Here is a 4,523-nt window from a genome sequence, read left to right on the forward strand (position 1 = left end):
ACGGAATTAGTTCCCGATATGACAGTAGGGAAGACCTGTTTAGGAATCGACGCGGGGATTGAGAGTTTTGTCGCTACTTCACGGGGAGATTTAATCAAAGCCCCTCGATTTTTGTTGAAAGTACAGAGTAAGCTTAAATTGCTACAAAGACGCTTTAAACATCAAGTCAAAGGCTCGAACAATTGGTTAAAACTTCAGGAGAAGATAGCAAGATTACATGAAAAAGTGTCTAATACTCGTAGAGATTGGCACTTTAAATTAAGTCATTACCTTTGCGATTTTGCTGATAATATCTTCGTTGAGGATATTAACTTCGTTTCCTGGTCTAGAGGGATCGTTAGAAAACAATCTCTAGATTCGGGTGTCGGTAGTTTTATTAACGAGATACTACCCTTTGTCGCTTGGAAACGGAGAAAATATTATCTTAAGGTTGATAAAAACGGAACTTCGCAAGAGTGTCCTAATTGTGGCGCAATTACTGGTAAAAAAGCGTTATCGGAAAGAGTTCACCGGTGTGATTCTTGCGGCCACATTGAACCGAGAGATACGGCATCAGCGAAGGTAATCGAGAACCGAGGAAAAAACGCGGTCGGACTGACCGTGTTAGAAAACGCTTGCGGAGGCGATCTGACGGGGATCGACCGGGTTAAACCAGGTCGATCTAGTTAAAAGCCTAAGAACCGAGAATCCCCCGCTACACCGCGCGAGCGGTTAGCGGGGGAGAGTCAATTCCCATTCTCCTGTCTTCTGTCTCCTGTCTCCTATCTCCTGATTTAAGCATAAATACTTGTTGACAACTCATAGTCGTTATGAGTACACTTAATTTAGACAAACTCAAAATGAGTACGACTTAGCAATTAGGAGTTGACGATTATGCTACCAAACCGAGAAGGGCAGAGAGTTCCCGATGTCACCTTTCCTGTACGTCAAAATAATCAATGGGTGAACATCACCAGCGAGGAATTATTCAAAGGAAAAACCGTTGTTCTTTTTGCCTTACCCGGGGCATTCACTCCCACCTGTTCCACCTCCCATTTACCCGGATATAACGAATTAGCCCCAGTTTTTCGGGAAAATGGCGTAGATACTATTGTTTGCTTGTCGGTGAATGATACCTTTGTCATGAACGAGTGGGCAAAAGATCAAGAATGTGATAATGTCGTCTTGATTCCCGACGGTAACGGCGAATTTAGCGCAGGAATGGGGATGTTAGTCGATAAAGCTGACTTAGGTTTCGGTCAACGTTCTTGGCGCTATTCGATGCTAGTCAAAGATGGTGTTATCGAGAAAATGTTCATTGAACCGGAAGAACCGGGAGATCCTTTCAAAGTCTCCGATGCAGAAACGATGCTAAACTACATCAACCCAGAAGCCAAAAAACCGCCTTTAGTCTCTCTTTTCTCGAAAGTCGGCTGTCCCTACTGCCTCCGGGCCAAGAAAATGTTAGAAGAAAAAGGCCTACAATACGAAGAAATTATCCTCGGACGGGATGCCACCAGTCGTTCTCTGCGGGCCATGAGTGGTAATACCACCACCCCACAAGTCTTCATTGACGGCCAATTAATTGGCGGTTCGGAAGAATTAGCGGCTTATTTAGGAGCATAATTAATCAGCTATCAGCTATCAGCCTCTGATTTTTCAATTAATTAGCCATTTTTCTAGTTATCAACACTATTATCTAGCTGACGGCTGAGGGCGATGTTAATCAATTCTGAAAGGGGATGTGTATAACTTGAGCTTAATTGTAGGATCAAAATCAGTCCCCTCTACACGGACACAAGTGAGAAAATTATCGAGTATTCTGTTAACTGATCAAGGAGAAAGATTATGGTAGCCACTCCAGTCAAAACCAAAACCACGGGACAATACTACGCCACCCGCATCGATTTAGCATTAGATATCCGCAAAGCTGTGGTTGAAATCTTAAGCCAAACCCTTGCCGCTAGTTTAGACCTAAAAACTCAGGTTAAACAGGCCCACTGGAATGTAAAAGGTTTAAATTTCTACCAATTGCACAGCCTCTTCGACGAAATGGCCACGGAATTAGAAGGCTATGGGGACATGGTAGCAGAACGGATTACCGCTTTAGGTGGAACCGCTTTGGGAACAGCGCGCATCGCTGCCGCTAACTCGATTCTGCCGGAATATCCGGCTGATATCGTCGATGGTAGTGAACATATCGTTGCTTTAGCCGAACGTTATGCCTTATACGCCGCCCATCTTCGTTCTGCTATTGATACCACTGGCAATCAAGGGGATGCCGACACAGCAGATCTCTATACGGAAATCTCCCGGGACATCGATAAACGTCTCTGGTTCCTAGAAGCGCATCTGATTAAATCGGAAGATGTTATCAGATAAATTTGGGGTGTATTAACTTAGCTTAATACACCTTAAATTCTCGTAATCGGTAAACGTAGCCAATCACTTAACTGTTGTGCCAACCAATCTAATTCCGCTTCGCTAACATCTTCACTGGCAGTGATAACATATTCTCGATGGTTGGCAACGAGAACCAGAGAAGGAGGAATAATATTAACATTTTCTCCCTGCATAGTGACGGTGACATTGCGACGGAGGAGACTATAAATTTCGGAACTAGCAGCATCGGCAGTTAGTTTAAATTTCAGCCCCCAGAGTTTTTGGTAGAGAGAAACTTTTTTGGGGGTAAGTTTTAACTCTAGTTCCCCCTGCCAAAAAGATTTCCATAACTGCCAAGATAAACTAGAGGAGATTAAATTGAGCAGAAAAATTAGGATAATCGGGATTAAAAAAGCGACCAGTTTGAGCTCATAAATACCGACTATGGTTAAGAGAATGAACGTAAAGAATAGGGATGGTAAAAACTGTCTTAACTGGGTTTTGAGATTGTTGAAAAACTTTTGTTTGGTTTTACTAGCGATTTTTATTTGCAGGAGATTATCTTTTTTATAAACAGTAACTTCGCTGCCGTAGGGTTTGGTCAGATTGCCAATAAATACTAGGATCAATTGACAACTATATAAGCTGGCTAAAGCTTCTGTCACCGAACGAAAATGAGAGTCTGGGGGGGAGTTTGATAATCTTTTTAACCAATAGATGAAAAAAGCGCTTAGATTAGTTTTTTGTTCAAAGTTTTCGGGTATGTAACGATGCTTAATCCCCGTGGCTAAACTAATCAAACTTTTACCTATATCCTGTAAGTCCGTGGTGGGAGAATCGGAATCAAAGGCAAAATCAACTAGATAAAAACGATGGGACTGGGTATCAAAGAGGATATTACTAAGTTTAATATTGCCGTGGTTAATGGGGACATCCTGCTGATGGAGATAGGAGAGAATCTCCAAAAGATATTTGGCAATTTGTTTGAGGTCTTGTTCTGCTAACAAATAACTGGAGTTAAGATAGTTTTCTAAAGGCTGCGCTGATAAATAAGGTCGGACAATAGCGATGATTGCTTCCTGGGATGAATCTATCTCAAAGCTATCGAGGTATTTGGGGAGAGATGGGTGGGAGAGTTGTCGCAATAGGGCAATTTTACCAGTTATTTCTCCGATAAACTGACTCCCTTGCCCCCTAGGAACAGAAATAAGTTTAATGATAACTAACTGGGTGGTGTGTCTGTCCCTAGCTAAGATAGTTTTTTTTCCCAGTAACTGTTGGACTTGATAACGACTATGGAGAACTCGATCGAGCATGGGGGAGGATGGAGTAAGTAGTATCTCTAGGATAGCTCACTCTGGAAACCCTAGCCGCCATCTTTAGCATCCTTTTAATATTTTAACAATTGATTAAAAATTGCCGCTTTACCTAGAAAGAACTGCTAGGGCAGTCCTATTTGAGTTATTTTAATTATCTATTCGCCAAGGCTGCCAGCAAGGGGAGAGCAAAAGGGAACGGTGAGCATTTCTAAGACTGCCATGACTTTTTCTTGTTAGTTAATTGCCTAGTAATCCTAACGGATTGATAGGGGAAATTAACGGATAAAAAAAATCGCTTCAATCCCTGCTTCTCCTGTTTCTTATGAGAAGGTTTCCAACCTTACCTATTTGACCTAATAGGTAAGGAGAGCGGATTATAAAATCTCTAAGACTGCTGTTATCAAAGTGTTTCCAACCTTACCTATTTCACCTAATAGGTAAGGAAGAAGAGTAGGGCTAATTCCGGAATTAGCCCTACTTTTTTAGTTTCCAACTAATCCTATTTGACCTAATAGGTAAGGATCTACCAGCAATTTCCTGCATTATTCACGCCAGACCGACGTTTCCAACTAATCCTATTTGACCTAATAGGTAAGGGATAATGGGACACAAAGCTGGGTAGAGCAGGATTTTGTTTCCAACTAATCCTATTTGACCTAATAGGTAAGGTCACTGGTGTTCCAACAGCAATTCTCATTTTGAAAAAAATCAGATAAAATTCTCTTATTTAAATAGAGAACTTGTGTAGAAGCATTATTTTTTGACAGATAATTATCATCCAACGCTAGAGATAGACAGGTTTTAAGAACTTTGTCCATGAAAAATCGATTTCAACTCATAAAT

4 protein-coding genes and 1 CRISPR repeat array are annotated in these 4,523 nt (G+C 41.4%); of the genes, 3 read left to right on the plus strand and 1 reads right to left on the minus strand.

Annotated elements, in window-relative coordinates; all coding sequences use genetic code 11:
* The 3 genes from PX482_RS15400 to dps form a co-directional block, all read left to right on the plus strand.
* Positions 1-669 (plus strand): RNA-guided endonuclease InsQ/TnpB family protein (locus PX482_RS15400; RefSeq protein WP_288122645.1); only part of this gene is annotated, 669 nt, incomplete at its 5' end.
* 204 nt (positions 670-873) lie between these two features.
* A complete protein-coding gene (locus tag PX482_RS15405; protein ID WP_288122647.1) occupies positions 874-1,605 on the plus strand; it encodes a glutathione peroxidase in 732 nt (243 codons plus the stop codon).
* A 222-nt stretch (positions 1,606-1,827) separates the two neighbouring features.
* On the plus strand, positions 1,828-2,361 hold the full coding sequence (gene dps, locus PX482_RS15410) for a DNA starvation/stationary phase protection protein Dps (RefSeq protein ID WP_002758588.1): 534 nt from the start codon (positions 1,828-1,830) through the stop codon (positions 2,359-2,361).
* A gap of 32 nt (positions 2,362-2,393) precedes the next feature.
* On the opposite strand, the gene PX482_RS15415 is transcribed toward dps, so the two are convergent.
* Positions 2,394-3,677 carry a protein kinase domain-containing protein gene (locus PX482_RS15415; protein ID WP_002758587.1) on the minus strand — a complete coding sequence of 428 codons (1,284 nt, stop codon included), beginning with the start codon at positions 3,675-3,677 and terminating at the stop codon, positions 2,394-2,396.
* Between the two features lie 333 nt (positions 3,678-4,010).
* Positions 4,011-4,349: direct repeats of the CRISPR family, unit length 36 nt; unit sequence GTTTCCAACTAATCCTATTTGACCTAATAGGTAAGG.
* Positions 4,350-4,523: the final 174 nt, after the last annotated feature.

The organism is Microcystis sp. M53602_WE12, from assembly GCF_030065455.1.
Classification (GTDB): Bacteria; Cyanobacteriota; Cyanobacteriia; order Cyanobacteriales; family Microcystaceae; genus Microcystis; species Microcystis aeruginosa.